Raw genomic sequence first — 24,563 nt, forward strand, 5'->3', positions numbered from 1 at the left:
AGTTGCCCCCGAAGTTATTCTCAAGCAGTGAAAAGTCGGCTACCTTCGGGTATACGCCTGGGCGCCCGAATCTCCTGGTCATCACTCCTACCCCTGCGGGAGTCAACCATGTCCAGATCACGCGTGCTCACCGTCGTGTTCGCGTGTGCGGCCGCGGTGGTGGTCGCGCCACTCGCGAGCGCCGCCGCGGTGACGATCGACGACCCGGCCCAGTACGTGAACCCCTTGGTGGGTACCAAACCCGGTGGCCCCGACTTCGGCAACGGCGGCGGCGCCGGCAACACCTTCCCCGGTGCGGTCGCGCCGTTCGGCATGCTCCAGTGGAGTCCCGACACCGTCACCCACCAGCACGGCGGCTACTACTACGACGACAACCGGATCTACGGTTTCAGCCTCACCCACCTGTCCGGGCCGGGGTGCAGCGACTTCGGCAACGTGCCGTTCATGCCGACCGTCGGTTCGTCCCCGGTCAGCTACTCGACGTTCTCGCACGCCAACGAGACCGCGACACCCGGGTACTACTCGGTGGCGTTCGACAACGGTGTGCGCACCGAGCTGACCTCGGCCCCCCGTTCGGGTATCGCCCGGTTCAGCTATCCGGCCGGGCAACGGGCGTCGCTGTCCGTGGACGCGGCCAAGGCGTTCAACTCGGCCAGCGGGTCGATCACCGTCGGCACCAACACGCTGTCCGGCTACACCGACAGCGGCGGGTTCTGCGGCGCCGGCAACCGCTACCGGCTCTACTTCAACGTCGCGTTCGACCAGTCGTTCGCGACCGCCGGCGTGGTGAACGCGGACGGCAAGGTCGATCCCGACCGGCGGACCATCACCGGGTCGAGCCAGGGCACCGTGCCCGCCTCGCCGAAGACCGCCGAGCAGCAGTCCGGTGTGGACACCAGGAAGGCGCCGCCGCCGACGGCCACGACCGGTGACGTCCAGCCGTTGGCCGCGGCCGCGTTCGTGTCCTTCAACGCCAGCACGGTGACCGCCCGCGTCGGGATCTCGTTCGTCAGCCTCGACGGCGCCCGCGCCAACGCCACCGCCGAGGTCGGCACCCGGTCCTTCGACCAGGCCCGCGCCGACAACCGCGCGGCGTGGAACGGGATCCTCGGCCGCATCGCGGTCAGCGGCGGCACCGACACCCAACGGCGCGTCCTGTACACGAACCTCTACCACTCCCTGCTTCACCCGAACGTGTTCAGCGACACCGACGGCCGCTACCTCGGTTTCGACGGGCAGGTCCACACGGCGGCGGCCGGGCACGCGCAGTACGCCAACTTCTCCGGCTGGGACGTCTACCGCTCGCAGACCCAGCTGGTCGCGCTGCTCGCCCCGGACCGGGCGGCCGACATCGCCCAGTCCGCGATCAACCAGGCCGCGCAGGGTGGCTACTTCGACCGCTGGACCGTCGCGAACGGCGGCACCGGCGTGATGAACGGCGACCCGCTGCCGATCATCGTGGCGAGCATGTACGCGTTCGGCGCCAAGGGTTTCGACGCCGCCGACGGACTGCGCCGGATGGTCGCCGGGAGCCACGACGGCCGGGAGCGGCCGGGCTACGCCCAGTACGACGCCTACGGTTACGTCCCGGTCGGCACCGGCGGCGTGTGGGGCACGGCGGCCACCACGCTGGAGTACGTGAGCGCCGACTTCGCCGTGTCGCAGCTGGCGCAGCGGCTCGGCGACACCACCAACTACGACCTGTACCTGCGCCGCGCGCAGAACTGGCGCAACCTGTTCGAGTCCGGCAACCGCTACCTCCAGCCCCGCAACACCGACGCCACGTTCCCGTCGTTCAGCCCGACGCAGCAGAACGAGTACGTGGAGGGCGACGCCGAGCAGTACACCTGGCTGGTGCCGCACAACTACCGCGGCCTGTTCGACGCGATGGGCGGCAACGCGGCCGTGCTGTCGCGGCTCGACGCGTTCTTCACCCAGCTGAACGCCGGACCGGACAAGCCCAACGCCTACCTGGGCAACGAACCGACGCTGAACACGCCGTGGGCCTACGCCTACGCGGGCGCGCCGTACAAGACGCAGGACGTGGTCCGGCGTGCGCTCACGTCGATCTTCAAGGCCACCCCGGACGGCTACGTCGGCAACGACGACCTCGGCGAGATGTCCTCGTGGGCGGTGTGGGCCGCGCTCGGCATGTACCCGGAGACGCCCGGCCGCGCCGAGCTGGTCCTGGCGAGCCCGCAGTTCCCGGCGATCACCATCAGCCGGAGCAACGGCGTCACCGTCGAGGTCACCGCGCCGAACGCCTCGGACAGCGTGAAGTACGTGCAGAGCCTGGCGGTGAACGGCGCCGCGTCGAGCCGGGCGTGGCTGCCCGAGTCGTTCGTCAACGGCGGCGGCACGCTCGCGTTCACCCTCGGCTCCACACCGAACACCGGTTGGGGAAGCGCGGCCGCGGACGCGCCGCCGTCGTTCGACGTCGGGCCGAACCCGGCGCGGACCGGCGCCATCAGCGGGCTGGCGAGCAAGTGCGTGGACGTCAACCAGGGCGCCACCACGAACGGCACGGCGATCCAGCTGTACGACTGCAACAGCTCGGGTGCGCAGTCGTGGACGCTCGCCTCCGACGGCAGCGTCCGCGCGCTCGGCAAGTGCCTGGACGTGGCCAACAGCGGCCGCGCCGACGGCACGAAGGTCCAGCTGTGGGACTGCAACGGCACCGGTGCCCAGCAGTGGTGGCCCAGGTCCGGTGGCGCGCTGGTGAACCCGCCGTCGGGCAAGTGCCTGGACGTGCCGAACAGCAACAGCGCCAACGGAACCCAGCTGCAGATCTACACCTGCAACAACACCGGCGCGCAGACCTGGCGGCTGCCATGACGAAGCGGACCGTGCTCCTGGTGGCGGCCCTGGTGCTCGCCGGGACGACGGCCACCGGGCAGGCGGCGGCGGTCCCGGCGACGTCTCCGGCCGCTCGCGTGACGCCGGCGCCGCCGGCGGTGTCCGACCCGCCGAGCGCCTTCGCCGACGCCGGCCCGGTGCCGGCGCTCAGCGCGGCGGCGACCATCTGCGACGGCGACGGGGTCAGCGGCAGGCGGGTCCAGGCGATCTACGTGCGCGGCGACCAGACGGCGGACCGGTACAACCAGTTCGCCGGCCAGTTCCAGTCGTTCGCGGACCAGATCGACCAGGCCTTCGTGGAGGCGGCGGCCCGCACCGGCGGCGGCGTGCGGCACGTGCGGTTCGTGACGAACGCGGCGTGCCGGGCGGTGGTGGACAACGTGGTCATCCCGCAGTCGTCGATGACCAACGTGGACACGATCACCGACGCGCTCAAGGCCCGCGGCTACAACCGGTCGGACCGCAAGTACCTGTACTGGTACGAGAGCTCCGGCTGCGGCCTCGCGTTCGGCAACGGCGGCGACGACCGGCCGGGGGCGGACAACCCGTACAACGCCGGCCCGCACTACGCCACCCTCGGCACGGACTGCTGGTCGTGGCAGGCCAGCGGGCACGAGCTGCTGCACACGCTCGGCGCCGTGCAACGCAGCGCCCCGCACTCGTCGGCGTACGGCCACTGCTGGGACGACGAGGACATCATGTGCTACGACGACGGCGGCCTGCCCAACCCGCCGGGCGGACTGGTCAAGGTGTGCCCGGGCGCGCCGGAGAACCAGATCGACTGCGACGGTGACGACTACTTCCACACCAACCCACCCGCCGGCAGCTACCTGGCGACCCACTGGAACGTGGCGAACAGCCAGTACCTGACCGGGTCGACGGGTGGCGCGGGCCCGATCACCGGCATCGGCGGCCGGTGCGTCGACGTCCAGAACAGCAACACCGCGGACGGCACCCCGGTCCAGCTGTGGACGTGCAACAGCACCGGCGCGCAGCAGTGGACCGTGCGTGGCGGTGTGGTCTCCGCGCTGGGCAAGTGCCTGGACGTGGCGTTCAGCGGCACGACGAACGGCACCCAGATCCAGCTGTGGACCTGCAACGGCACCGGCGCCCAGACGTGGGAGCCGCAGTCGAACGGCGCACTGCGCAACCCGGGATCCGGCCGCTGCCTGGACACCACGGGCGGTAGCTCTGCCGAGGGCACCCGCCTGGTGATCTGGGACTGCGGCGGGGCGGCCAGCCAGGTCTGGCACCTGCCGGCCGCCAGAGGTCAGCTGGGCCGCCCTCGCCCTGCTGAGGGCGGCCCAGCCGGCTGCGCACCCGGTCCGACGAGCAGGCCGCGCACCGAGAGGACCGCGAAGACCGCGAAGAACACCCCGCCGACGACGTCGGTGAGGTAGTGGTACCCGAGCCCGACCATCCCGACCGCGCCGGCGAGGACCAGCACCGCGCCGACGACGGCGGTGATCACCCGCCCGCGCCCGCTGACCAGCACGAACACCACGACGAGCGTCGCGACAGTGCCGACGGTGTGGCCGCTGGGGTAGACGAGCGCGTCCCCCTGCCACCGGTCGAACAGCGGTTTCAGCACCCACGTGTTCACCGCGGCCGCGACCGCGGGGCCGAGCACGGCGAACACCGCGTCCCACGGCCGCGACCGCTGGAGGCACCAGGCGACGACGAGCGCCAGGGCCGGCAGCACCACGTACGGCTCGGTCGGCAGCACCAGCACCCGCAACACGCCGCGCGGCCACCCGGTGACCGCCGACCGCGCGGCGTCGTCGAGGCCACTGCCGCTGTGGTCACCGGTGAAGACGAGCCCGGGGACCAGGGTGAGCACCGCGCAGACGACGGCGAGGACCGTCGGCCGCCAGTAACGCATGATCGACTGTAACGGCCCCCGGCCCACACCACTCACTCGCGGGTGAGCACGACCAGGCTGCTGGCGTAGTCCCCGGCGAGGACGGGCCGCAGACCGTGGTGGGTCAGGAAGGTGCCGGTGTACGTCACGTCCGTGGTGGTGTCCCGGTAGCGGGCGTCGGGGTCGAGGCCGCGCAGGCGGATCGGCGGCGCCAGGTGGCTCTGGCGCACGGTGCGGGCGAAGACGAGGACGACGACCTGGCCGCCGTCCTGCCCGACGTGGCAGACCGCGGTGCGGTCGGGGTCGGCGCGCAGTCGCCACCGGCGGCCGAGCTGCACCGTGGCGCGGATCTGCTTGTACAGCGCCACGAACGTGCGGGCCGCGGTCAGGTCGGCCTCGGGCCAGTCCGCCAGGCGGCCGCCGATGCCCAGCGTGCCGGTCATCGCGGCGTGGAAGCGGAACGCCAGCGGCACCGTGCGCCTGGTGAGGTAGCCGGGGGAGTCGGTGACCCAGCACGACATCGTCAGCGGGGAGTGGACGAACGCGTACCCGTCCTGGATGGCGAGGCGTTCGAACGCGTCGGTGTTGTCGCTGGGCCAGGCCGTCTCGAACCGGGACAGCGTCGCCAGGTCCGCCCGGCCACCGCCGGAGGCGCACGTCTCCAGCCACAGGTCCGGGTGCGCGGCCCGCAGGCGGTCGACCACCGCGCGGAACCCGGCCTCGTGGCACCGGGACGCGTACCCGGGGGCGTCGGTGAGGGAGCGGTTGAGGTCCCACTTCAGGTAGTCCACGTGCCCGTCGCGAACCAGGGCGTCCAGCCAGCCGAACGCCCACTCCCGCACGTCCGGGTCGGCGAAGTCGAGGCCGTAGCTGTGCCGGACCGCGGTCGGCTCGCGGCCCGGCCACCGGTACACCCAGTCGGGGTGGTCGCGGTACAGGTCGGTGCCGGGGTTGACCGACTCCGGCTCCACCCACAGCCCGAACCGCATGCCCAGCGCGTGCACCTCGTCGGCCAGCGCGGCCACGCCACCCGGCAGCTTGGCCGGGTCGGCACGCCAGTCGCCCAGGCCGCCGCGGTCGTCGTCGCGGCCGGTGAACCAGCCGTCGTCCACGACGAACAGCTCCACGCCGAGGTCGTGCGCGCGCCGGGCCAGCGCGACCTGGTCGTCGTGACCGACGGCGAAGAACGTGGCTTCCCACGAGTTGTACAGCACCGGCCGGACCTCGTCCGGCCGGCGGAGGACGTGCTCGCGTTCGTAGTCGTGCCAGCGGTGCGTGAGCCCGGCCCGGCCGGTGGGGGAGTAGACGCCGATCGTGTCGGGGAGCCGCAGCCGCGCACCGGGGGACAGGCGCAGGACCGCGTCGCCCGCGCCCGCGGTCAGGTGCAGGTGCCCGTCGCCGGACAGCTCGGCGACGATCCGCCACGAACCGCCGTGGGCCACGGCGACGCTCCACAGCTCGCCGTGGTCCTCGCCCGCGTCGTCGTCGACCGCCAGCCACGGCTGGAAGGCGTGCCCGGGGATGCCGCGCCGCGACTCACACACCAGCTTGCCCGGACCGAGCGGCACGCGGCGGACGGTGGTCTCGGCCGCGTACCCGCCGCCGAGGGTGGTCGCGTGGTAGCCGACCTGCCACGGCACCGACCAGGTCGCCGACGACGCCCGGGTCAGCGTGACCGGCTCGTCGCCGGTGTTGTGCAGTTCGAGCCCGCGGACCAGGGCCGGCCCGCGGACCTCGTACCGCAGCGTCACGACCAGCGGGCCGTCGGCGAGCCGGAGCGCCAGCCGATCACCGTCCACTTCGGACTCTACGAACCGCGGGTCCAGTGGCGCGTCGGCGAGCGCGAGCGCGCACTCGTCGAACCGGGCGCCGCCGGCGGTCACCAGCTCCTCGGTGTGCGCCCGGGGCCGGGACCACGTGTTGGAGCCGATGCGGGCGGCGTCGGCGTCGGCGAGCAGCCGCGGCGGGTCGGCCGGGTCGAGCGGTGCGCCCCAGTGCAGGTGCCGGGGCGAGCCGTCCGGCTCGACGGCGAGTGCGTAGCCGAACCCGTCGCCGGTCAGGAGAAAGGTGCCGGCCGGCTCGTCCCGGTGGATCATTACCTCACCCAGTAGGAGTAGAGATCCGCCCCCGCGAGGGAGAAGCGGAGCTTGACCTGCTTGCCGGCCAGTGTGGACAGTCGCACGTGCCCGGTCCACCGCACGTCCGCGCCGTACTGGTCGCCGGTGACGGGCCGCGACGTGAACCCGGGGATCACCTTCTCGGTCGCCGCGTCGAGGACCTCGACCGTCAGCGAACCGCCCGTGCGGACGACCGCGTTCACGCTCAGGGTGGCCCCGGTGAACTCCACCGGCTTCGTGACGACGAAGCCCGGGTCGCCGCTGTGCGGGCGGGACGCGTTGGTCATCGACACGAACCCGTCGCGCCGCCACGTCGCCATGCCGCTCTGGCCCAGGTAGTCGTCGTGGTTCGGGTCGGTCAGGTCCGGGCCGCCGTGGTCGGCGTTGAACGCGCCGTAGTACATCGTGACGGTCCTGTCGGTGACCAGCGCGTTGGACGCGGTGTAGAGCGCGCCGTCGTCCCACGCGCCCGGCTCGCCCGGCGTCAGCACGGGGTCACGCACCGGCCGGCTCCAGTTGACGAGGTCACGCGAGGACGCGACCTCCGGCAGGACCGGGCCGGCACCCGCGCCCGACTGGGACCCCACGGTGTAGTTGGTGATGAGGAAGACCCACGGCAGGCCGATGTTCGTGCTCTCGTAGGGCAGCACGGGCATGCCGTAGATCTGCCCCTCCAACCCGCCGAGTGCCTGTGCCGCGCCGTTGTCGGCGTAGTCGCCGCTCACCGCGAGCACCGGCGCGCTCCAGTGCAGGAAGTCCTTGCTCGTGGACAGGAACGCGGAGCGGTTGTAGATGCCGGGCGTGCCGGAGGTGAACATCCGCTTCTTGACCGTGGCGATGTACTGCTGGGTGCGGGAGTCCCACGTCACGTTCGACACGTCGCCGTCGAGCAGCACCGGCCGGTCGCCGCCGGCGGTCCACGTGTAGCCGTCGGGGGAGAAGTAGACGTAGTACCCGAGCGTGTCGTTGACGACGCCGCTGTGGAACTGCATCAGCGCGAACCGGTGGTCCGGCGCGGCCTTCGGGTTGTACGCGACCGTGCCACCACCCGCGATGACCAGATTCGTCCGCGACGCCGGGATGTCCTTGTACCCCAGGTTCCCCCGGCCCAGCGGCTTGTCCCAGTGCACGCCGTCACGGCTTTCCGCGTAGCAGAGGTAGTAGCCGGGGGAGACGTCGTTGTTGCAGTCGTACCACATCCGGTACACGTCACCGATCCTGAAGACCGAGCCGTAGATGTAGGCGGAGGACTCCCACGGGAACTCCGGTGAGATGACCGGGTCGGGCAGCTTCTTTGCCGGGTGCACGACCCGGCCGACGTCCTTGGTGGACTCGATGCGGTAGTCGTCGAGGAACAGCTCCCGCGCGGTGCCCAGGTTCGGGTCGTAGGGCGCCGGTGCCTTCAGCAGCGTCACCTGGTCCCAGTAGTACTGGCCGACCTGGTCGGCACCGGCGGCGATCCGCACGGACACGTTCGACGTGCCGGCCGGGGCGACCCCGGTGACGGTGACCGTCTGCCAGTCCAGGCCGGCCGCCGGGCTCACCGCCCGGGTGTCCAGCACGGTGTTCTCGAAGCTCGTGAAGACCAGCGACAGGGCTGGCGGCGTGCCGCTGCGCCCCTTCAGCTTCGCGGTGAGCGCGAACTCGTTGCCCGGCGCGGCGACGATGCGCTGGCTCGTCACGCTCACGCTCGCACCGTTGGTGTTGGTGGTCTGCAGCGAACCGAGTCCGGCACTGCGGTAGGCGGAGAGGTTGACCACCGTGGCGCCGGCGGCGTTGCCGTCCACGGCCCACGCGAGGGGATGACCGGACCGGTCGCCGATGTCGAACCCGCCGTTGGGCAGGAGCCCGGTCGTGGTGTCCACAGTGGTCGGCGGGGTCCGGACCGCCGCCGACGCGGGCAGCGCGGCGACGACGGCGGTGAGGAGGACAAGTGTTGTCAGCAGGGGTTTGCGAAGTCTCATCGGCCCTCCAGCGGGACGGCGGGGAACGTCGCCAGGGTGTATGGAACGCCGTTCCATGTCAACGGGCACACGCTCCGCCGGCGGTCGTCAGACCGTCCCGGCCTTCCGCAGCTCGCCCAGCACGTCGCGGGCCGCCTCCAGCGTGCGTGCCACGTCCTCGGCCGTGTGCGCACCGGAGATGTGGTTGCGCTTCAACGACATCGGCAGCATGAGGAAGCCCCGCTCGGTCATGCCCCGGTGGAACGCCACGTAGGCCTCGTCGTTGTTGCGCATGAGGTCCCGGTAGCCGAGGATCGGCGGCTTCGCGAAGTAGAGGACGAACACCCCGCCGAACCCGGCGACGGTCGCCTCGACGTCCAGTTCGGTGACGATCTCGGCCAGCCCGGTGCGTATCCGGTCGCCGAGCGCGAAGGTGCGCTCGTAGAAGTCCGGGTGCTCCTGCAGGTAGCCGATCGTGGCCAGCGCCGCGGCGCTGCCGACCGGGTTGCCGTTGAACGTGCCGGCGAGCAGCACGTCACCGGTCCGGCCGTTGAAGTGCTCCATCAGGTCCCGGCGACCGGCGACCCCGCCGACCGGGAACCCGTTGCCCAGGCCCTTGCCGAAGGTCGTGAGGTCGGGGGTGGCGCCGATGACCTGCTGGTAGCCGCCGAGGGAGTGCCGCAGGCCCGTGATCACCTCGTCGAAGACCAACAGCGCGTCGTTCGTCTCGGTGAGCTTGCGCAGGCCGGACACGAACTCCGCGGTCGGCAGCAGCGCGCCCACGTTGTGCGGGACGGGCTCCATGATGACCGCGGCGACCCGGTCCGGGTACTGGTCGAACAGCGCGGTGACCGAGTCCAGGTCGTTGAACTCCGCGATCAGCGTCGAGTCGACCGCCTGGGGCAGGATGCCGCTCGACAGCGGGTCGCGGCCGTAGGCCCTGTCGGGCGCGGAGATCACGTTGCGGGCCACGGCGTCGGACCAGCCGTGGAAGCCGCCCTGGAACTTCACCACCAGGTCGCGGCCGGTGACCGCACGGGCCAGCCGGATCGCCTGCGCGACCGCTTCCGACCCGCTCATCGTGGCGATCATCGACTCGGCGGACGGCATGATCTCGACCACCCGCTCCGCGAGCGCCACCTCCTGCTCGGTCACGCCGAGGCCGACGAGGTCGACCCCGCCGAGCGTGGCGCGCACCGCGTCGTTGACCGCCGGCGCGTTGTGGCCCAACAGGATCGCGCCGAACGCGGCGTGGTAGTCGAGGTAGCGGTTGCCGTCGGCGTCGGTGACGTACGCGCCGTCGGCGGCGGCGAAGGAGTAGGGGGCGCCGATGTAGCGCGTCGAGGAGTTCACGCCACCGGGGATCACGCGTGCCGCGGCGTCCGCGATCGCCTGGCCGCGCGGGTGTGCAGAGCTTGGCATACGAGCGACGCTAGATGAGCGCCGAAGGACATGGCAAGGTGTTCCACGTTTTACCCGCGAGCAACGTCGACAGGCTTGTTCCGTCTTGACACGGCCGCCGGTCGAACTGAAGATGTCCGACATGGAACAACGTTCCGTGCCGAGTCCGATCGGCACACTGCTCGTGGGCGCGGGGTTCATCGCCGAGGTGCACGCCGCCGCCGTCACCGCGAGCGCACGCGCTCACCTGGCCGGAGTCGTCGACGCCGACCCGGGCCGCGCCGCGGCCTTCGCCCGGTCGCACGGCGCCGTCCCGCACACCGACGACCTGGCCGAGGCACTCGCCTGGCCGGACGTCGACGCCGTCGTCGTCTGCACCCCCAACCACACCCACCTGGGCATCGGTGCCGCCGTCGCGGCCGCCGGCAAGCACCTGCTGATCGAGAAGCCCCTGGCGACGACCGTCGCCGACGCCCAGGCCCTCGCGGACGCGTTCGCGAAGGCGGGCCGCGTGCTCACCGCGGCCCACTCCCACCGCCACCACGGCTACGGCCGCACGGTCAAGGACGCCATCGACGCCGGCGCGGTCGGCACCCCCGCCCACGTCCGGCTCGCCATCCTCGGCGGCTGGATCTGGACCGGCTGGGACGCCTGGGCCGCCGACCCCGTCGTCTCCGGCGGCCACGCGCTGCACAACGGCGTGCACGTCCTGGACCTGGCCACCTGGTGGCTGTCCGGCGACCCCGTCCGCGTGCGTGCGCGGGGCCGCCGCCAGACCGCCGCCGAGCTGCGTATCTACGACTACCTGGAGATGGTGGTCGAGTACGCCGGCGGCGCCGTCGCGGTCTGCGAGATGAGCAGGGCGCACCGGCCCGGCTCGTTCGGGCTGCGCGAGCTGCGGGTGGTCGGCTCCGCCGGGATCATCGACGAGGAGTGGGCCGACGAGTCCGCGTTCCTGTTCACCGAGGCGGGCACGAAGCTCGTGCCGGCCGCGGGCGTGGACGGTTTCGGCGCCCAGTTCGAGTCCTGGTTGGACACGATCGAGGGCGCGCCGCCGGCCATGTCCGTCGCCGACGCGGTCCGCGCGGTGGAGCTGGCGGTGGCCGTCGAGGAGTCGATCGAGTCCGGCCGGCCCGTCGAGCTGGGGGCCGCCGCGTGATCACCGTGTACCTGGAGGGCGCCGCCGGCATCGGCACCCAGGACCACCAGAACGCCATGTACCGCCCGGCCTTCGAGGCGCACCCGGACTTCCAGGTCGTCGACGACCTCGCCAAGGCCGAGGTCGTGAGCGTCGCCGTGCCGCTCGGTCAGCGGGCCGAGACCATCGGCCGGCTCGTGCGTGCCGGCAAGCACGTGCTGGCCGACAAGCCGATGGCCGCGACCGCCGCCGAGTGCGCCGGCATCGCCCGGCTCGCGGAGGAACACGGCGTGCTGGTCGTGCCGGCCCACCACCAGCGGCTCGGCGCCGCCCTGCGCTCGGCCGCGGCCGCCGTGCGGGGTGGCCGCGTCGGCCTGCCGTGGAACGTGCAGTGCGACTTCCTCGTCGCGGGCGGCGACCCCGCGCCGACCGGCGAGCTGGTGAACCTCGCGCTGTACCCGATCGACGCCGTGCACGCGCTGCTCGGCCTTGCGGTGCGGCGCGTGCAGGCGGTCGGCGCGCCCGACCTCGTCACCCTGCTGCTCGACCACGACCACGGCGTCACCAGCACGATCCTCTGTGGACGCGTGACCACGCTCGGTGACGTTCCGCCCGCCGGGCTCGCCGTGCACCGCTACCGGATCAGCGGCTCGCACGGCGTGCTCGCCGTCGACGCCACCAAGCCGGCCGTGCGGGTGCGCACCGCGGAGCGGGCCGCCGGCTTCTGGGCCGGCCCGAACACCGTGTACGCCCTGCTCGACGTGCTGTCCACCGGCGTGCGCACCGGCCGCGCCGAGCTGGGCGCCGCCGACGCCGTCCGCGCCCAGCGCGTGGTCGAGGCGGCACAACGCGCCCTGGACTCCGGCCAACCGACCATACTGGAGGGTCGCGACTGATGCGTCTCGTCACCTACCGCCGCGCGGGCGCCGTGCGGCACGGACGGCTCGTCACCGGCTCCGACGGCACGGGCCGGGTGGCCGAACTCGGCGACGGCGACCTCGGGGGCCTGCTCGAGGCGGTCTTCCCGCTGACCGAGGACGCCCTGCCCGCCGCGAAGGGCGAGCACGCGCTCGCCGACGTGGCGCTGCTGGCCCCGCTGCCGCGGCCGGGCAAGCTCCTCGCCGCCGCCGCGAACTACCAGGACCACGTCACCGAGACCGGCGCGCCGCCGCTCGACAAGTCCCGGATCTCGCCCCGGCTGTTCCTCAAGCCGGCCAGCTCCATCGTCGGTCCCGGCGCGGAGATCCCGCTGCCCGACATCAGCGCGGAGGTCGACTGGGAGGCCGAGCTGGCGGTCGTGATCGGCAGGCGCGTGCGCCACGTCGGCGTCGAGGACGCGCTGGACGTGGTCGCCGGCTACCTGACCTCCAACGACGTGTCCGCCCGCTCGATCGACCTCGGCTACGAGCGCGACACCGAGGACAAGGCCGTCTGGTTCTTCGACTGGCTCGCCGGCAAGTGGTGCGACGGGTTCGCGCCGCTCGGCCCGTGGCTGGTGTCCGCCGACGAGGTGCCCGACCCGCAGGCGCTGTCGGTCGAGCTGGCCGTCAACGGTGTGACCCGGCAGCGCGGGTCCACGAAGGACATGATCTTCACGGTCGCCGAGCTGGTGGCCCACGCGTCGCGGGTGATGACCCTCGAACCGGGCGACGTCATCCAGACCGGCACCCCGTCCGGCGTCGGCGCCGCCACCGGCGAGTACCTGGCCTCCGGTGACGAGATGACTGTCACCGTCGGCCCGCTCGGCACGCTGCGCAACACGGTCTCCTAGGCTCCTTCCCCACCAGAGCGATGTTCGCTCCGCGAGCCCCGCTCAGAGAGGCACTCCCATGCGTCGAAAGTTCGTCGCCGCGCTGGCGATCGCCGCGCTCGCGCTCGCGGGCTGCGCCGGCCCGCGGAACACCGGCAGCGGTTCCTCCGGCTCCACGTCCCTGAACGTGTACCTGTACCAGGAACCCGCCGGGCTGTTCGGCCCGCTCGCCCCGAGCAGCGGCCCGGACAACCAGGTCATGTCGTTCCTGTACGAGGGCCTGCTGGGCGTGGACCCGGACTACGAGCTCCAGCCGAGGCTCGCCCAGAGCTACGAGGTGTCCCCGGACGCGACCACGTTCACCTTCAAGCTCCGCAAGGGTCTCAAGTGGAGCGACGGCAAGCCGTTCACGTCCAAGGACGTGCTCTACACCTACAAGCTGCTGGCCGACCCCAAGTCGGGCAGCGCCACGGCCGGGCTCTACACCGCGGTGGCCGGCGTCGCGGACTTCGTGGCCGGTAGGACGAGCGAGATCGCCGGCTTCTCCGCGCCGGACGACGACACGTTCGTCATCAGGGCCGCCGCGCCGAACTACGGCCTGGTCTCGCAGATCGGCATCGCCTACATCCTGCCCGAGCACGTCCTCGGCACCACGCCGTCGGCCGACATCGCGAAGAACGAGTTCTTCCGCGAGCCCAAGGTGACCATCGGGCCGTACAAGTTCGTCGAGTACAGGACGAACCAGTACGTGCACGTCACCGCGAACCCGAACTACCGCAGCCCGGCGAAGATCAAGGACGTGTACCTCAAGCCGATGACCTCCGACGCGGCCACCGCGCAGCTGGGCAACGGCGGCATCGACATCGCGTCCTACTCGCCGACCGACGTCGACACCGTCAGCAAGTTCAACGGCGTGTCCACGCAGGAGAAGCCGGGTGCGGGGTTCGTGCGCATCGCGCTGAACCAGTCGAAGGACTACTTCGCCGACGCGCGGGTGCGGCAGGCGTTCCTGTACGCGATCGACCGCGAGCAGATCGTGAAGACCGTGCTCGCCGGCAAGGGCGAGGTGCGGCTGTCCGACTTCGCCAAGGACAACGAGCCGAAGGGGCTCAACGACTACTCCTACGACCCGGCCAAGGCCAAGCAGCTGCTCGCCGCGGCGGGCTGGGACCCCAACCGCACGATCAACCTCCAGTGGGTGCAGGGCCAGCGCGACCGCGACGCGACCTCGACGATCATCCAGAACCAGCTCGCCGCGGTCGGGGTGAAGGTGAACCTGGTCAACGTCCAGGCCGCGCAGATCTCCAAGAGCTACCAGGACAAGTCCTACGACATGACGCTCTACGGCGGCGGCAACTACGCGATCGACTCGTCGAGCATCATCTACATCACCGCCTGCGCGCAGCGGTTCCCGGCCGGCGGCAACATCAACCAGTTCTGCGACCCGGCCCTGGACACGCTGATGACCCAGGCCAACGCGACCGTCGACGACAAGGAGCGCAAGTCGCTCTACGACAGGGCGGCCAAGGAGGAGAACGCGCAGGCCGACCTGATGTGGCTGTACTCGCCCAACGGGCTGTGGGGCGTGAACGACCGCGTCAAGGGCTTCAAGGCGGCGGGCTCGCAGGACTCCGCCTTCTGGGACCCGGCGAGCTGGAGCATCGGCTGACCTACTGACGGACTGACGAGGTGGCGGGCACGCGCCCGCCACCCTGACCCACCACGAGCGAGCGAAGGGAGGCGAGAGATGGGTGCGTACCTGGTGCGGCGGCTGGCGACCAACGTGCTGGTGTTCTTCCTGATCACCGTCGCGATCTTCTGGCTGGTGCACAAGGCGCCCGGCGACCCGATCGCGATGCGGATCCCGGCGGACCAGCTCAACTCCGGCAGCGCCGAGTACATCGCCCAGCAGCGGCACGCGCTCGGCCTGGACCGGCCGGTGTTCGTGCAGTACTGGTACTGGCTGACGGGCGCGCTCCGGGGCGACCTCGGCTACTCCCTGCTCAACGGCCGCCCGGTCACCGAGTTGCTGGGGGAGCGGATCGGCCCGACGGTCGAGCTGATGCTCGTCGGCCTGGTGATCTCGCTGCTCGTCGCGTTCCCGCTCGGCATCCTCGCGGCGCGGCGGAAGAACTCGGTCTGGGACTACGGCACCGCCGTGGTCAGCCTCGGCTCGGTGTCGATCCCGGTGTTCTTCCTGGCGCTGCTCGCGATCTACCTGTTCACCCTGCGGTTCCAGCTGCTGCCGTCCTCGGGCATCGCCGACCCGGCGAACCCGGGGTTGCTGGACTCCGTGCGGCACCTGGTCCTGCCGGCGTTGATCCTGGGCATCGCCAACACCGGCACCTACCTGCGCTACATCCGCGGCAGCATGATCACCGAGCTGGGTGCGGACTACGTGCGGACCGCGGAGGCCAAGGGCGCCTCACCGCGCCGCGTCGTCTACCGGCACGCGCTGCGCAACTCGCTGATCCCGGTGCTGACCGTGATCGCCAGCAACATGGGCCAGCTGCTCGCCGGCGCGGTGGTCATCGAGCAGGTGTTCGCGTGGCCCGGGATGGGGCAGCTCGCGGTCAGCTCGGTCAGGCAGCAGGACTACTCGGTGATCGTCGGCTTCGCGCTGCTCGTCGCGATCCTCGTGCTGGTGTTCAACCTCCTGGCCGACGTCCTCTACACCGTCGTCGACCCGAGGGTGAGGCTGCGATGACCGACATCCCCGCGGACCTTCCGGCCGAGTCCGTGGCCGGGGCGACCGTCTCGGCCCGGACGCCGTGGCGCACGGGGCTGCGCCGGTTCCGCCGCCACCCCCTCGCGCTGGCGAGCGTGGTGTTCCTGCTGCTGGTGATCGCCGCCGCGGTGTTCGCCGGGGCGATCTCCGGGCACGACCCCAACGCGGTCGACCTGCTGCACGCCCGTGAGGCGCCGTCGGTTGCGCACTGGCTCGGCACCGACCCGACCGGGCGCGACGTGTTCTCCCGGCTCCTGCACGCCGCCCGGGTCTCGCTGGGCGTCGGGCTCGCCGCCGCGGCCCTCGCGGTCGTGCTCGGGTCGCTGCTGGGCAGCTTCGCCGGGCTGCTCGGCCGCTGGGTGGACACGGTGGTCATGCGGCTCGCCGACATCTTCATGTCGTTCCCGACCCTGGTGGTGATCGTGGTCGTGGCCGGCGTGCTCGGCCCGAGCGTGCCGACGATGATCATCGCGATCGGGTTGTTCCAGTGGCCCGTGTGCGGCCGCATCGTCCGCGGCGTCACGCTGTCGCTGCGCGAGCACGAGTACCTCCTCGCCGCGCGGGCCGCGGGCGCCGGGTCGGGGTGGCTCATGCTCAGGCACATCATCCCGGCCGCGCTGCCGCCGATCTGCGTGGCGGCCACGTTCGCCACCGCGCAGGCCATCGGCATGGAGGCGACGTTCTCGTTCCTCGGCCTCGGCGTGCAGCCGCCGACGGCCAGTTGGGGCAACATGCTCACCGACGCACAGAGCCTGACCGTGATCGCCGACCAGCCGTGGCTGTGGCTCTCCCCGGGCATCGCGGTCGCCCTCACCGTCCTGGCCGTCAACTTCATCGGCGACGGTCTCCGCGACGCCGTGGACCCGAGGCAGTCATGACTCAGCCACTACTCCGCATCGAGTCCCTCCGCGTCGACTTCCCGACCGACGACGGGGTCGTGCACGCGGTCGACGGGGTCGACCTCGAGGTGTTCCCCGGCGAGATCGTCGCCGTGGTCGGCGAGTCGGGGTCCGGGAAGAGCGTGACCGCCATGTCGGTGCTGCGGCTCCTGCGTGAGCCGCCCGCGCGGGTGAGCGCGGACGTGCTGACGTTCCGCGACCACGACCTGCGGACCCTGTCACCCGCCGACCTGCGCGCCCTGCGGGGCGGCCCGGTCGGGATGATCTTCCAGGACCCGATGACCGCGCTGAACCCGGTGATGACCATCGGCGACCAGATCGCCGAGGCCGTGCTGCTGCACCAGGCCGAACGGGACCGCAGGGCCGCCCGCCGGCGGGCCGTGGACCTGCTGGGCCTGGTCGGCGTGCCGGACGCGGCGCAGCGGGCGAGGCAGTACCCGCACGAGTTCTCCGGCGGCATGCGCCAACGCGCCATGATCGCGATGGCCATCGCCAACGACCCGGACCTGATCATCGCGGACGAGCCGACCACGGCACTGGACGTGACCATCCAGGCGCAGGTGCTCGAACTGGTCCGCAAGGCCCAGCGCGAGACCGGCGCGGCGACCGTGCTGATCACCCACGACCTGGGCGTGGTCGCCGAGCTGGCCGACCGGGTGGTGGTCATGTACGCGGGCCGGGTGGTCGAGACCGCCGGGGTCGAGGCCCTGTTCGCCCAGCCGAGGCACCCGTACACGGTCGGCCTGCTCGCGAGCCTGCCCAGGATGGACATCGACACCGACGAGCTGAACGCCATCCCCGGCAACCCGCCGAACATGATCGACCCGCCGTCCGGGTGCCCGTTCCACCCGCGCTGCCCCCTCGCCCGCGAACGCTGCGTCACCGAACGGCCCGGCCTGCGCGAGGTCGCCCCGGGCCGGCGCAGCGCCTGCCACTACGCCGAGGAGGTGGGCACGTGACCCTGTTGAAGGTCGAGGGCCTGTCCAAGCACTTCCCGGTCCGCAAGGGCGTGCTGCGCCGCACGGTCGGGCGGATCCGCGCGGTGGACGACGTGGACCTGGAGCTGGACGCCGGTGAGACCCTGTCGCTGGTGGGGGAGTCGGGTTGCGGCAAGTCGACCACCGGCCGGCTGCTCGTGCGCCTGCTGGAGCCGACCGCCGGCCGCATCGAGTTCGACGGCACCGACCTGTCCACCCTGTCCCAACGCGAGCTGCGACCGCGACGCCAGGACATCCAGATCATGTTCCAGGACCCGTACGCCTCCCTCAGCCCGCGCATGACCGTGCACGACATCATCGCCGAGCCGCTGCGCGTGCAGGGCCGCTACCGCGACGGCGGGAGTGATCGCGTGCGGGAGCTGCTCGACATGGTCGGCCTGCGCCCCGAGCACGCCCGCCGCTACGCGCACGAGTTCTCCGGCGGCCAGCGCCAGCGCGTCGGGCTCGCCAGGGCGCTCGCGCTCGACCCGAAGCTGATCGTGCTGGACGAGCCGGTCAGCGCGCTGGACGTGTCCGTGCAGGCACAGGTGATCAACCAGCTGCGCGCCCTGCAGCAGCGGCTCGGCCTCGCGTACCTGTTCATCTCCCACAACCTGTCGGTGGTCCGGCACATCTCCCACCGGGTCGCCGTGATGTACCTGGGCAGCATCGTGGAGACCGGGACCCGCGCGGACATCTTCACCAAGCCCACGCACCCGTACACGCAGGCGCTGCTCTCGGCCATCCCCGTGCCGGACCCGGCGAGCCGCGCCACCAGGGAGCGGATCACGCTGACCGGCGACGTCCCCAGCGCCAGCAACCCGCCGAGCGGGTGCCGGTTCCGCACCCGGTGCTGGAAGGCGCAGGATGTCTGCGCGCAGGAGGCACCCGTGCTCGCCGACCGGCTCGGCGTCGGGCACCCGAGTGCGTGCCACTTCCCCGAGATCACTCCGGTTAGGAGCGTGTGATGGCCCGTACGACCCGACAGGTGTCGGTCGACGACTCGAAACCCGCGTCGGCGAACTACCACGCCAACGCGCTGGCCCGCGGCCTCGCGCTGCTGGAGATGCTGGCCGCGTCGACCGAGCCGTTGACGCTGAACGACTTCAGCGCCGCCACGGCCTTACCCAAGAGCACGCTCGTGCGGCTGCTGGCCGTGCTGGGCGAGATGGAGTACGTGGTCCGCATCGACGAGCGGCCCTCCTACCGGCTCGGCCACAAGGTGCACCGGCTCGCCAGCTCGTACGTGTCCACCCTGGACCTCACGGTCGTGGCGCAGGAGTACCTCAAGCCTCTCGCCGAGGGCACCGGGCAGACCGCGAACCTCGGCGTGCTCGACGGCGACCAGGTGTTGCACATCTGCGTCGCGGAGCCGGACCGGCCGCTGCGGTTCACCACCGCCCTCGGCTCGCGCGACCACACCTACTGCACCGGCCTGGGCAAGGTGCTGCTGTCCGACCTCACCGACGAGCAGGTGGCGCGGACGGTGCCGGCCGAGCCGTTCGACGCCTTCACCGGGAACACCATCACCACGCTCGAGGACCTGCGCCGCGACCTGCGCAGGACCGCGCGCCGCGGCTACGCGCTCGACGACAACGAGCGCAGCAGCGGGCTGCGGTGCGTCGCCGTGCCGGTGCCGGTCGCCGGGGAGAACCTCGCCGCACTGTCGGTGTCCGGGCCGACCGGTGAGTTCGGCACCGCGAAGCAGCACGAGTACGTCGCGATGCTGGACGAGGTGGCGAAGAGGATGGCGGCCGACCCGGACTTCACGACGGCGTTGCGGATCGTGCACCGGTCGCTGCGATCGGCGGGCGCGTGATCCCGGCCGTGTGCTCAGCCCACGTAGGCGATCGCCTCGACCTCGACCCGGACGTCCGGGTGTCCGAAGTCGACGACCACAGTGGTCCTGGCCGGCGGGGCGTCGCCGAAGCGGCGTGCGTAGACCTCGTTGAAGGGCTTGAAGAGCGTCGCGTTGGACAGGAACGCGCCGATCTTCACCAGCTGGTCCAGGCGCGCGCCGGCGGCGTGCAGCACGGCCTCGACGTTGTCCAGCACCTTCTCGACCTCGCTGGTGAAGTCGCCGAGGTAGACCTTGTTGTCGGCGTCGGTGGCCACCTGGCCCGACACGTAGACGAAGCCGCCCGCCTTGGTGGCGTGTGACAGCGGCACGGCAGGTGCGGGGAAGCCCGCGGGATGGAATCGTTCGACCATGAGGACATGGAACCACGTTCCAGGTCTGGCGCTGACCGGGGGACTGGTCGTGGACGGCACCGGCGCGCCCGGCCGCTACGCGACGGTCCTGGTGCGGGACGGCCGGATCGCGGCCGTCGGCGACAACCTGCCTACGGACGACCTGCCGAGCGACGTGCGCCACGTCGACGTGTCCGGTCGGGTCGTCTGCCCGGGCTTCGTGGACATCCACACCCACTCGGACCTGACACTGCTGTCGGACCCGCGGGCGCTCAGCAAGGTGCACCAGGGCGTCACCACCGAGGTCGTCGGCAACTGCGGGCTCGGCGTCACCGGTCCACCGCGCACCGAACTCCGGGCGGCGGTCAGCTACCTCGACCTGGACCCGGGCGTGGCGTGGACGTGGCAGGACCTGCCCGGCTACCTCGACGCCGTCGCCGCGGCCGGGCCGGGCGTGAACGTGGCGGCCCTGGTCGGGCACCTCGTGCTGCGGGCCCTGGTCTGCGGGTTCGCCGACCGGGCCGCCACCCCGGCCGAACTGGACACGATGCGCGGGCTGCTGGCCGACGCGCTCGACGCGGGCGCGGTCGGCCTGTCCACCGGCCTCGTCTACGCGCCGCTGCCGTTCGCCCGCGAGGACGAGCTCGTGGCACTCGGCGAGGTCACCGCGGCGGCCGGGAAGGTCTTCACCTGGCACGTCCGCAGCTACGACGACGGGCTCATCGACTCGGTCACCCAGGCCGTCACGGTCGCCCGGCGGACCGGCTGCCGCACCCAGATCTCGCACCTGGCCGCGGTCGGGCGGCGCAACTGGGGCGCCGTGCGCCACGCGCTGGACCTCGTGGACGCGGCCAACGCGGAGGGCTGCTCGGTCGGCGTGGACATCTACCCGTACCTGCACGGCAACGCACCGCTGGCCCAGCTGCTGCCGGCGTGGGCGCAGGAGGGCGGACCGACGGCGTGGGTGCCGCGGCTGTCCGACGACGGGGTGCGGGCGCGGATCCGCGAGGCGTGGCGGGACCGGCCGACCACGTGGGACGAGATCACGGTCAGCTGGACCGCCCGGCCCGTGCCCGCGCTCGGCCGCACCATCGCGGACCTGGGCGGCGACGAGGCCGCGCTCGACCTGCTCGCCCAGCTGGGCACCGGCGTGATGATGACCGCCGGCGGCCGCAGCGAGGACGACCTGCGTGCCGTCCTCGCGCACCCGAGCGCGGTCGTGGCGTCCGACGGGCAGGCGCTCGACCCGGACGGCGTCACGGGCGCCGGCGTGCCGCACCCGCGCAGCTACGGCTGCTTCCCGCGCTACCTCGCCCGCTACGCCTCGGACCTGCCCGACGCGGTCCGCCGCTGCACGTCCGCGCCGGCCGCGCGCGTGGGCCTCGCGGACCGCGGTGTGCTCCGCGAGGGCGCGCCCGCGGACGTCGTGGTGTTCGACCCGGCCCGCCTCGCCGACCGGGCCACGTTCACCGACCCGCACCGGTTCGCGGCCGGCGTCGACCTGGTGCTGGTGAACGGCGCGGTCGCCGTCGAGGGTGGCACGCACACCGGCACGCGAGCGGGACGAGTACTGCGACAACGGGGAGCCCCATGCTGATCGACGTGCACACCCACTGCCACCTCAGTGAGCACTGGGGCTGCGAGTGGCACCGCAACTGGCGGCCGGTGTACGGCAACGACTACCCCGACCACACGCCGGAGCAGTACGACGAGGCGATGGCGGCGGCCGGGGTCGACCTCGCGTTCGTGTTCGGCATGCGTGCGAGCCGGGCCGGGGTGAGCACGCCGAACGAGTTCGTCGAGGAGTTCTGCGCCGCGACGGCCACGAACACGATCGGGTTCATGGCGCTGGACCTGTCCGACGCCGACGTCATGGACCAGCTCGCCGACGGCATCGCCCGCGGCCTGCGGGGGATCAAGCTGTACCCGGTGCTGGCGCACTTCGACCCGCGCGATCCCGTGCACGACGCGTTCTTCCGCGCCGCCACCGAGGCGGGCCTGATCGTGTTGTGGCACATGGGCGCCACGCCCAGCCCGGAGGGGCGCCTGGACCTGAGCGAGCCGCTGCTGGTCGACGACGTGGCGCGCCGGCACCCGGACCTGCGGCAGATCATCGCGCACCTCGGCCACCCGTGGCAGCGCGAGACCGTCGTCGTGCTGCGCAAGAACCGCAACGTGTTCGGCGACGTCTCGGCGGCGTGGGCGCGCCCGCTCGACGGGTTCCTCGCACTCGTGCGTGCCCAGGAGTGGGATGTGGTGGGCAAGCTGCTGTTCGGCTCGGACTATCCGATGTGGACGCCGGCCGAGGCGGTGGCCGGCCTGCGCGAGCTGGCGGCGATGCGACCGTCCGGGTATCCGGCGATCAGGCCCGAGACCGTGGAGTGGCTGGTGGACGGCGACCCGCGCGCGGCACTGGGGTTGGCCTGATGGACCTGCGTGAGCTGGACACCCCGGCGCTGCTGGTGGACGTCGACCGGCTGGAGACCAACGTAGCGGCGATGGCGAGGTCGTTCGCCGGTGCCGGGGTGGCGTTGCGGCCGCACGTGAAGACGTCGAAGTGCTGGGAGGTGGCCCGCCGCCAGCTCGACGTCGGCGCCGTCGGGATGACGTGCTCGACCGCGGCGGAGGTCGTGTGGTTGCGGGACCGCGGTGTGCGGGACCTGCTGTGGGCCAACGTGCCGGTGGGTCCGGGGCACGTGGCGGTCGCCGTGGCGACGCCCGGGCTGACGGTCACGCTCGACTCGGTCGAGGCGGCGCGGCCGCTGTCCGCGGCGGCGGTCGCGGCCGGCGTGACCGTCCCGTTCCTGCTGGAGGTGAACACCGGGCACGCCCGGCTCGGGGTGGAACCCGATCGTGCCGTCGCCACCGCCGCGGCCATCACGGGCCTGCCGGGGTTGCGGCTGCGCGGCGTGCTGACCCACGAGGGCCACATCGCGGCGGCGCCGGACCGGCCGGCCTTGGAGCAGGCGGGAACCGCCGCGGGTGCGCGGCTGGTGGCGGTCGCGGCCGACCTGCGCGCGGCGGGGCAGGCCGTCGAGGTCGTCTCGGTCGGGTCGACGCCCGGCGCCACGTCGGCGCCGTTCGTCGACGGCGTCACCGAGGGCCGGCCCGGCACGTACGTGTACTTCGACGCCAACCAGGTGCGGTTGGGCAGCGCCACGCTCGACCGGTGCGCGCTGACCGTGCTCGCCCGCGTGGTGTCGGTCCAGCGGGACGGGCGGGCGATCATCGACGCCGGCGTGAAGGCCATGAGCTCCGACACGATCGCCGCGGCGGGTGGCGTCGTCACCGCACCGGACGGCGTGCCGCTGCCGGGCGTCACGTTCCCCGAGGCGAACGAGGAACACGGGTTTCTCCTCCACAGCGGCGGTTTCGCGGTCGGCGACCTCGTGCGGGTGGTGCCCAACCACGCGTGCGGCACCACGAACATGTGGAGCCGCGCCCACGCGGTGCGGGGGACCGAGGTGCTGGCCGAGTGGCCGATCTCCGCCCGCTATTGAGGTCTTGACATGGAACACCGTTTCACGTGTGCTCGTGGCATGCGCATTCTCAAGGCTCGCTCCGCCATCCCGGCCGCCGACGACAGGCAGGTGCGGGAGACCGTCGAGCGGATCATCGCCGATGTCCGCGAACGCGGTGACGCGGCGGTCCGCGAGTACTCGGCCCGGTTCGACGCGTGGTCCCCGGAGTCGTTCCGGCTGACCGAGGAGGACGTCGAGAAGGCGGTGGCCGGCCTGCCCGAGCAGGTCATCCGACATCGAGTTCGCGCAGCGCCAGGTCCGCGAGTTCGCGCTGCGCCAGCGGGAGTCGTTGCGGGACTTCGAGGTGGCGACCCTGCCCGGCGTCCTGTTGGGACAGAAGCACATCCCGGTGGCCGCGGCGGGCGCGTACGTGCCGGGCGGCCGCTACCCGCTCGTGGCCTCCGCGCACATGACGATCGTGACCGCGAAGGTCGCCGGCGTGCCCAGGGTCGCCGCCTGCACCCCACCGATCCGCGGCGAGGTCCCCGCCGCGACGGTGGCCGCCATGCACCTGGCCGGCGCCGACGAGATCTATCTCTTCGGTGGCGTGCAGGCGATCGCCGCACTGGCGTGCGGCACCGAGACCGTGCCCGCCGTGCACATGCTGGCGGGCCCCGGCAACGCCTATGTCGCCGAGGCGAAGCGCCAGCTGTTCGGCGAGGTGGGCATCGACCTGTTCGCGGGCCCGACGGAGATCCTGGTCCTGGCCGACGACACGGCCGACCCGTTCACGGTGGCGGTGGACCTGCTGAGCCAGGCCGAACACGGCCCGGACAGCCCGGCGGTGCTGATCACGACGTCGGAGTCGCTGGCCAGGCAGACGATGGACCACATCGACCGCCTCCTCCCCGGCATGCCGACCCGCGACATGGCGGCCCCCGCGTGGCGCGACCACGGCGAGGTGGTGGTGGTCGACACCCTGGCCGACGCCTACGCCCTGACCGACGACTACGCGTTCGAACACGTGGAGATCCTGACCGCCAACCCGCGCGAGGCCCTGTCCACGCTGACCGACTACGGCGCCCTGTTCCTTGGCGCGGGAACCTGCGTCTCCTTCGGTGACAAGGTGATCGGCACCAACCACGTCCTCCCGACAAGAGGCGCGGCCCGCTACACGGGCGGCCTGTGGGTGGGCAAGTACCTGAAGACGGTCACCTACCAGGAGGTCACGGACCCGGCGTC

18 protein-coding genes and 2 pseudogenes are annotated in these 24,563 nt (G+C 72.1%); 15 read left to right on the forward strand and 5 right to left on the reverse strand.

Translation table 11 applies throughout. The annotated features are described in order from the left end of the window. Positions 1-108 precede the first annotated feature (108 nt). Both ACJ73U_RS46375 and ACJ73U_RS46380 read left to right on the forward strand, forming a co-directional pair. Positions 109-2,835 (forward strand): lectin, encoded by a 2,727-nt coding sequence (locus tag ACJ73U_RS46375; RefSeq protein ID WP_407784193.1) that lies wholly within the window; start codon positions 109-111, stop codon positions 2,833-2,835. Positions 2,836-3,554: 719 nt separating this feature from the next. After that, positions 3,555-4,103, forward strand: a pseudogene (locus ACJ73U_RS46380) (ricin-type beta-trefoil lectin domain protein); the annotation flags it as partial. Between the two features lie 23 nt (positions 4,104-4,126). Here ACJ73U_RS46380 and ACJ73U_RS46385 read toward each other — a convergent pair. The 4 genes from ACJ73U_RS46385 to ACJ73U_RS46400 form a co-directional block, all read right to left on the reverse strand. Beyond that, a complete protein-coding gene (locus ACJ73U_RS46385; protein WP_407784194.1) occupies positions 4,127-4,738 on the reverse strand; it encodes a phosphatase PAP2 family protein in 612 nt (203 codons plus the stop codon). Positions 4,739-4,770: 32 nt separating this feature from the next. Continuing rightward, positions 4,771-6,813, reverse strand: a complete 2,043-nt coding sequence (locus ACJ73U_RS46390) for an alpha-galactosidase (protein ID WP_407784195.1) — start codon at positions 6,811-6,813, stop codon at positions 4,771-4,773. Then, a complete protein-coding gene (locus tag ACJ73U_RS46395; RefSeq protein ID WP_407784196.1) occupies positions 6,813-8,798 on the reverse strand; it encodes a hypothetical protein in 1,986 nt (661 codons plus the stop codon). Before ACJ73U_RS46395 ends, ACJ73U_RS46390 begins: the two co-directional genes overlap by 1 nt. A gap of 87 nt (positions 8,799-8,885) precedes the next feature. Continuing rightward, on the reverse strand, positions 8,886-10,199 hold the full coding sequence (locus tag ACJ73U_RS46400) for an aspartate aminotransferase family protein (protein ID WP_407784197.1): 1,314 nt from the start codon (positions 10,197-10,199) through the stop codon (positions 8,886-8,888). A gap of 121 nt (positions 10,200-10,320) precedes the next feature. On the opposite strand from ACJ73U_RS46400, the gene ACJ73U_RS46405 reads away from it, so the two are divergent. From ACJ73U_RS46405 to ACJ73U_RS46445, 9 genes are all read left to right on the forward strand, one after another. Next, entirely contained in the window at positions 10,321-11,337 is a 1,017-nt protein-coding gene (locus tag ACJ73U_RS46405) for a Gfo/Idh/MocA family protein (protein WP_407784198.1), read from the forward strand. Further along, positions 11,334-12,212 carry a Gfo/Idh/MocA family protein gene (locus ACJ73U_RS46410; RefSeq protein ID WP_407784199.1) on the forward strand — a complete coding sequence of 293 codons (879 nt, stop codon included), beginning with the start codon at positions 11,334-11,336 and terminating at the stop codon, positions 12,210-12,212. Before ACJ73U_RS46405 ends, ACJ73U_RS46410 begins: the two co-directional genes overlap by 4 nt. Next, the gene (locus tag ACJ73U_RS46415) at positions 12,212-13,087 is read left to right on the forward strand and encodes a fumarylacetoacetate hydrolase family protein (protein WP_407784200.1); all 876 of its coding nucleotides are present in this window, start codon (positions 12,212-12,214) and stop codon (positions 13,085-13,087) included. The genes ACJ73U_RS46410 and ACJ73U_RS46415 overlap by 1 nt, the downstream gene beginning before the upstream one ends. A gap of 58 nt (positions 13,088-13,145) precedes the next feature. Further along, a complete protein-coding gene (locus ACJ73U_RS46420) occupies positions 13,146-14,735 on the forward strand; it encodes an ABC transporter substrate-binding protein (RefSeq protein ID WP_407784201.1) in 1,590 nt (529 codons plus the stop codon). Positions 14,736-14,813: 78 nt separating this feature from the next. Continuing rightward, on the forward strand, positions 14,814-15,773 hold the full coding sequence (locus ACJ73U_RS46425; protein WP_407784202.1) for an ABC transporter permease: 960 nt from the start codon (positions 14,814-14,816) through the stop codon (positions 15,771-15,773). Continuing rightward, positions 15,770-16,672: an ABC transporter permease gene (locus ACJ73U_RS46430; RefSeq protein WP_407784203.1), complete on the forward strand. Its 903-nt coding sequence runs from the start codon at positions 15,770-15,772 to the stop codon at positions 16,670-16,672. Before ACJ73U_RS46425 ends, ACJ73U_RS46430 begins: the two co-directional genes overlap by 4 nt. Beyond that, on the forward strand, positions 16,669-17,652 hold the full coding sequence (locus ACJ73U_RS46435; RefSeq protein ID WP_407784204.1) for an ABC transporter ATP-binding protein: 984 nt from the start codon (positions 16,669-16,671) through the stop codon (positions 17,650-17,652). The genes ACJ73U_RS46430 and ACJ73U_RS46435 overlap by 4 nt, the downstream gene beginning before the upstream one ends. Further along, the gene (locus ACJ73U_RS46440) at positions 17,649-18,638 is read left to right on the forward strand and encodes an ABC transporter ATP-binding protein (protein ID WP_407784205.1); all 990 of its coding nucleotides are present in this window, start codon (positions 17,649-17,651) and stop codon (positions 18,636-18,638) included. The genes ACJ73U_RS46435 and ACJ73U_RS46440 overlap by 4 nt, the downstream gene beginning before the upstream one ends. Next, positions 18,638-19,489 carry an IclR family transcriptional regulator gene (locus ACJ73U_RS46445; protein WP_407784206.1) on the forward strand — a complete coding sequence of 284 codons (852 nt, stop codon included), beginning with the start codon at positions 18,638-18,640 and terminating at the stop codon, positions 19,487-19,489. Before ACJ73U_RS46440 ends, ACJ73U_RS46445 begins: the two co-directional genes overlap by 1 nt. A 14-nt stretch (positions 19,490-19,503) precedes the next feature. Here the strand turns inward: ACJ73U_RS46445 and ACJ73U_RS46450 are convergent, their stop codons facing one another. After that, complete coding sequence (locus ACJ73U_RS46450) at positions 19,504-19,881, reverse strand: RidA family protein (RefSeq protein ID WP_407784207.1); 378 nt, start codon at positions 19,879-19,881, stop codon at positions 19,504-19,506. On the opposite strand from ACJ73U_RS46450, the gene ACJ73U_RS46455 reads away from it, so the two are divergent. The 4 genes and pseudogenes from ACJ73U_RS46455 to hisD form a co-directional block, all read left to right on the forward strand. Beyond that, entirely contained in the window at positions 19,880-21,457 is a 1,578-nt protein-coding gene (locus ACJ73U_RS46455) for an N-acyl-D-amino-acid deacylase family protein (RefSeq protein ID WP_407784208.1), read from the forward strand. The genes ACJ73U_RS46450 and ACJ73U_RS46455 overlap by 2 nt on opposite strands. After that, positions 21,451-22,287 carry an amidohydrolase family protein gene (locus ACJ73U_RS46460; RefSeq protein WP_407784209.1) on the forward strand — a complete coding sequence of 279 codons (837 nt, stop codon included), beginning with the start codon at positions 21,451-21,453 and terminating at the stop codon, positions 22,285-22,287. The genes ACJ73U_RS46455 and ACJ73U_RS46460 overlap by 7 nt, the downstream gene beginning before the upstream one ends. Continuing rightward, positions 22,287-23,360, forward strand: coding sequence for an alanine racemase (locus tag ACJ73U_RS46465; RefSeq protein ID WP_407784210.1), 1,074 nt, complete (start codon positions 22,287-22,289; stop codon positions 23,358-23,360). The genes ACJ73U_RS46460 and ACJ73U_RS46465 overlap by 1 nt, the downstream gene beginning before the upstream one ends. A 39-nt stretch (positions 23,361-23,399) precedes the next feature. Continuing rightward, a pseudogene (gene hisD / locus ACJ73U_RS46470) lies at positions 23,400-24,563 on the forward strand (histidinol dehydrogenase); the annotation flags it as partial.

The sequence above is a fragment of the Actinophytocola sp. genome, from assembly GCF_045807065.1.
In the GTDB taxonomy this organism is placed as follows: Bacteria; Actinomycetota; Actinomycetes; order Mycobacteriales; family Pseudonocardiaceae; genus Actinophytocola.

Excerpts from the sequence above, each read along its gene's own strand:
- ACJ73U_RS46450 (WP_407784207.1), bottom strand. The coding sequence starts at position 19,881 with ATGGTCGAACGATTCCATCCCGCGGGCTTCCCCGCACCTGCCGTGCCG.
- ACJ73U_RS46425 (WP_407784202.1), top strand. The coding sequence starts at position 14,814 with ATGGGTGCGTACCTGGTGCGGCGGCTGGCGACCAACGTGCTGGTGTTC.
- ACJ73U_RS46435 (WP_407784204.1), top strand. The coding sequence starts at position 16,669 with ATGACTCAGCCACTACTCCGCATCGAGTCCCTCCGCGTCGACTTCCCG.
- ACJ73U_RS46395 (WP_407784196.1), bottom strand. The coding sequence starts at position 8,798 with ATGAGACTTCGCAAACCCCTGCTGACAACACTTGTCCTCCTCACCGCC.
- ACJ73U_RS46415 (WP_407784200.1), top strand. The coding sequence starts at position 12,212 with ATGCGTCTCGTCACCTACCGCCGCGCGGGCGCCGTGCGGCACGGACGG.
- ACJ73U_RS46400 (WP_407784197.1), bottom strand. The coding sequence starts at position 10,199 with ATGCCAAGCTCTGCACACCCGCGCGGCCAGGCGATCGCGGACGCCGCG.
- ACJ73U_RS46375 (WP_407784193.1), top strand. The coding sequence starts at position 109 with ATGTCCAGATCACGCGTGCTCACCGTCGTGTTCGCGTGTGCGGCCGCG.
- ACJ73U_RS46445 (WP_407784206.1), top strand. The coding sequence starts at position 18,638 with ATGGCCCGTACGACCCGACAGGTGTCGGTCGACGACTCGAAACCCGCG.
- ACJ73U_RS46455 (WP_407784208.1), top strand. The coding sequence starts at position 19,880 with ATGAGGACATGGAACCACGTTCCAGGTCTGGCGCTGACCGGGGGACTG.
- ACJ73U_RS46460 (WP_407784209.1), top strand. The coding sequence starts at position 21,451 with ATGCTGATCGACGTGCACACCCACTGCCACCTCAGTGAGCACTGGGGC.
- ACJ73U_RS46405 (WP_407784198.1), top strand. The coding sequence starts at position 10,321 with ATGGAACAACGTTCCGTGCCGAGTCCGATCGGCACACTGCTCGTGGGC.
- ACJ73U_RS46390 (WP_407784195.1), bottom strand. The coding sequence starts at position 6,813 with ATGATCCACCGGGACGAGCCGGCCGGCACCTTTCTCCTGACCGGCGAC.
- ACJ73U_RS46385 (WP_407784194.1), bottom strand. The coding sequence starts at position 4,738 with ATGCGTTACTGGCGGCCGACGGTCCTCGCCGTCGTCTGCGCGGTGCTC.
- ACJ73U_RS46420 (WP_407784201.1), top strand. The coding sequence starts at position 13,146 with ATGCGTCGAAAGTTCGTCGCCGCGCTGGCGATCGCCGCGCTCGCGCTC.
- ACJ73U_RS46465 (WP_407784210.1), top strand. The coding sequence starts at position 22,287 with ATGGACCTGCGTGAGCTGGACACCCCGGCGCTGCTGGTGGACGTCGAC.
- ACJ73U_RS46430 (WP_407784203.1), top strand. The coding sequence starts at position 15,770 with ATGACCGACATCCCCGCGGACCTTCCGGCCGAGTCCGTGGCCGGGGCG.